This window comes from Actinoplanes sp. ATCC 53533 (assembly GCF_003947245.1).
The window spans coordinates 1-3,579 of the sequence record NZ_QHHV01000388.1; the positions used below are offsets into that span (position 1 = coordinate 1).

Below are 3,579 nucleotides of genomic sequence, written 5' to 3' on the forward strand. Positions count from 1 at the left end.
GAACATGATCTGCCGGTCGTCCGACAGGCCCTTGACGGACTTCAACAGCGCCTGCGCGGCAAGGTCCCAAATGGCCGTCTTGGCGCGATCGTGTTGCTGCGGAGTCGCGAAACTCCGCGCGTCGCCCTGTCGTCCGCAGTAGACGCAGCGAAGAAGATCCTGAAGCGCCTCGTAGTCCTCGCCGTGGACCCGAAATGTCTGCTGGCATTCCTCGCAGTGCCGGCCAATGAAACCATCCATATCGGGCGGGGTGTCGACCCAAATCCGAACTTTGCCATCACGCTGCGTGACGATCTCTGCGCCATCTGGCAGCTGGATTCCCTCGACATCCCACATGAAGGAGATTCTGCGCCTCGGCGAGACCAATCTTCACCTCAGTTATGCGTGGTCGGTCAGATGCCGCCAGCCACCGAGCCGCTGACGACACAGAGTCCGCCCCGCCGACGATCGCCGTCTCGAACGCGACCTCGACCACAGGTTGATCAATCCGTATGCGAGACACACGTGGAAACGCGGATCTCTCGCCGCGCCCGCACCACGCCCCGCACGATCAGCAACACGAACAACCCGGACACGCCGCCTGCCCACACAAATCATCCAGCCAGCGGAGAACAATTCCCGCAACGTGACTGGCAGGCCGCGAACCACCACATCCGCACCCACAAAGGCAAGTGGGTCGACGACGGCACACCTGAAGGCCATTGGGGTCCCGACACCGACGCGCTCGACCACCTCATTGGCCCATGGGATCCCACCAGCGGACGCCGGCGCGAAGGCTCCGGCTACCACGCCCTCGCTGAACTCGCGTGGCTCGCCAATCCCGAGTTCGTCATCCAGCCCAGCGTCATCGACAAACCCGGTGAAGGCGGTCCCGACCTCATCGACTACCTGCTAGCGAACTACGCCATGCGCCCGCACGTCATCGACAACAGCTACCGGGTCTACGTCCCCGACGGGCCGCCGTTCCCCTCCGATCACCACCTCGTCACCGCAGAGATCGACATCTAGTCCCGCCGGGACGAAGGACACCACAACGACCAGCAGCCACCAACAGAAGGACGGCGCCCATGCCCACCACCGCCCCGAGACAACGCGCCAGCCGGCATCGCCAGCCCTACAGCAGGTTCTTTCGTGAACTCGGCCCCGATCAACGTCAAAATGAGCTCAGGCACCTGAAGAAGCTGTATGACGAGGACCGACTGTCGATCCGGCAGATCGCGAAGCTCAAAACCTCGTCGTACGGGTTCATGCAGGGCAAGCTCGTCGAGGCTGGCGCGAACATCGCCGGCAACAGAAGACCGAAACCGACCGCATCAGCCGACGTCGCCAGCCAAGCAGACGACACCGTGACCACGCAACGTGCCGGCCGCGGAACCCGCCCTTGAGCGTTCACGCGATCGGCGTCGACGCGTATGCCCTCGGCTGGGTCGGCGTCGAGCTGCGCGGCGGTGCCTTCGGTCGTGCCGTGCTCGCGTCCACGCTGTACGAGATCGTCGCGGGCAGTTCGGGCGCGGCCCTGATCGGCGTCGGCGTCCCCCTGGGGATGCTGCCCGACCGTTTCCGTGCCGCTGACACCGCCGTCGCCGACCAACTGGGCCCGGGCGGCAGTAGCGTCCTGCGGGTCCCGCCGCGACCAGTTTGGATGGCGCACGACTTCGCCACGGCGGACCGGCGCTGCCGCGAGTTGACCGGTGCCAGCCTCAGCCGACAGTCATGGGCAAGACGGCACCAGCTGCTCGAAGCGAACGCTCTCTGGCAGCGGCACCCCAAGCTGCTCTTCGAGGCGCACCCGGAGCTGTCGTTCCGCACCATGGCCGGCACGCAGCTCAGCCATGCGAAGAAGACCTGGACCGGTCAAGAACTCCGCCGCGCCCTGCTCATGAAACAGGGCATCGTGCTGCCGGACCGCCTCGGCCCCGCCGGTCAGGCACCACCCGACGGCATCCTCGACGCCGCCGCAGTGGCCTGGAGCGCACACCGGATGGCAACCGGCACGGCCAATTGCTACCCCGATCCGCCTGAGCAAGCCGGTGACGGCTCCTGCATTGCCACATGGTCCTGAGCAGGCAGTGGGCGACCCCAGGTGGCCGGGGGCAGTAGGCCCTCGACGGTGCCGGCCACCGACGGCTCCTGCTGCCGGCGTGGCCTGCGGCAGTCCCGCCGGCAATGCGCCGCCAACACGGCGGGAAACCCACCATCGTGATCACCACGAACCAGAGGAGAACCTCGTGGAGAGCTTCTACGCATCGGTCCAGCAGCGCTGGCCAACAGGCCGCCTCGACTACCACTGGCATGTACTTCCGGACCCGGTACAGACGCGGACGGCGTTGTTCGAGCCGTACCGGGAATTGACCCACCGCGACGGCCTCGCCCCGGTGTCACCGAACTGGTATCACGTCACGGTCTTGCATTCGGTGCCGGTGGACGAGGTCACCGCCAGCGAGCTCGACTCCAGGCTGACCCGGTCGGTCACGCAGGTGGCCGCCAATACCACGGTGCGCGAACAATCCACCGAGATCCATCGTATCGGCGCCCGAACCCTCCACGAGCCCGGCACGGACGCGTGGTCGATCGCGGCCGGCACGTGGCGGGCACTGCACCGCAGGCAGCAGCCGCCCGACACGATCGGGCCGGCGGTGCTGGCCGCGGTCCTGGCCCGCTACGACCACGTGCACGACCTGGCCGCGTTGCCGTGTCAGCCGCAGGTGCCGGTCACCGACACGGACTGCCTGCACACGTGGGCCCTGCGCGTCTACCACGCCCACATCAGCGATGTCGTCCAGCAGTGGTTGACCGGCCTCAGCCAGGCACTAGCTGATCTGACCAGCGCGCAGGCGACCGGCACTGACTACGCCGTGGCGCTGCCGTTGTGGCCACCGACGCGGGACTGCGACGCGCCGCTGGCCTTCCTCACCCAGTTCCCGCTCCTCGCCGCCGTCGACCGGTACGTGGGCCGGCACCCGGACTGGTGGGGACACGCCGACGGCAACACCTTCCGGTGGCAGGACGGGTACGAGACGCACCGGCCGCAGATCGCGATCGTGCGCGTGCCCGGGTACGCCGCCGAGCAGGCCACCGCGATTTCACCGAAGCTGCTGGTGGAACCCCTGCCCGGTGGCCGCGCGGCCCGGGCGACGATCCGGAACCTGCTGACGCGGTGCGGGTTGCCGCTGCTGCCGCAGGATGTTCTCTCTTGGGTTTTTTGGCCCCACAACTCCAGGGTTTTGTGGCCCCACATCCGAAGCCTGATGCGAATACGTCGATCGGAACTCCAGCTCCAACTGGCCCCAGCAATCCCATTCCGTGGAACGGCCGTATGGCTGGCCGCAGGGAGCTGCGACATCGACAGGGGCCAGCGTCCCCAGGTGTGGCCGTGCCCGCTCGCTACAGCGGGACCGAGGGACTCGGTGGCAAGCCGGCCGCAGGCCGGTGCGGCAGCACCTCGGCCCCCGAGTCGCTCGATGCGGGTGGGGCCACGGTGACGCTGCCATGCATCGACAGGCTTGTGGCGTCTGGAGCATTTGGCGACGACTTGGTGGGGCCAAGATCCTCTGGAGTTGTGGGGCCAGAAAACCCCAG

At 67.3% G+C, this 3,579-nt stretch carries 5 protein-coding genes; 4 read left to right on the plus strand and 1 reads right to left on the minus strand.

All coding sequences use genetic code 11. The annotated features are described in order from the left end of the window. Positions 1-336: hypothetical protein (locus DMB66_RS57920; protein ID WP_199753268.1), on the minus strand; the 336-nt coding region annotated here is incomplete at its 3' end. 168 nt (positions 337-504) lie between these two features. Here DMB66_RS57920 and DMB66_RS57925 point away from each other — a divergent pair. The 4 genes from DMB66_RS57925 (at position 505) to DMB66_RS57940 (ending at position 3,482) form a co-directional block, all read left to right on the plus strand. Further along, a complete protein-coding gene (locus tag DMB66_RS57925) occupies positions 505-1,008 on the plus strand; it encodes a hypothetical protein (RefSeq protein ID WP_125812477.1) in 504 nt (167 codons plus the stop codon). Positions 1,009-1,067: 59 nt separating this feature from the next. After that, a complete protein-coding gene (locus DMB66_RS57930) occupies positions 1,068-1,385 on the plus strand; it encodes a hypothetical protein (protein WP_125812478.1) in 318 nt (105 codons plus the stop codon). Next, positions 1,382-2,062: a DUF429 domain-containing protein gene (locus DMB66_RS57935; RefSeq protein WP_125812479.1), complete on the plus strand. Its 681-nt coding sequence runs from the start codon at positions 1,382-1,384 to the stop codon at positions 2,060-2,062. Before DMB66_RS57930 ends, DMB66_RS57935 begins: the two co-directional genes overlap by 4 nt. A gap of 166 nt (positions 2,063-2,228) precedes the next feature. After that, positions 2,229-3,482, plus strand: a complete 1,254-nt coding sequence (locus DMB66_RS57940) for a hypothetical protein (RefSeq protein WP_125812480.1) — start codon at positions 2,229-2,231, stop codon at positions 3,480-3,482. The last annotated feature ends 97 nt before the right edge of the window (positions 3,483-3,579 follow it).

Excerpts from the sequence above, each read along its gene's own strand:
- DMB66_RS57930 (WP_125812478.1), top strand. The coding sequence starts at position 1,068 with ATGCCCACCACCGCCCCGAGACAACGCGCCAGCCGGCATCGCCAGCCC.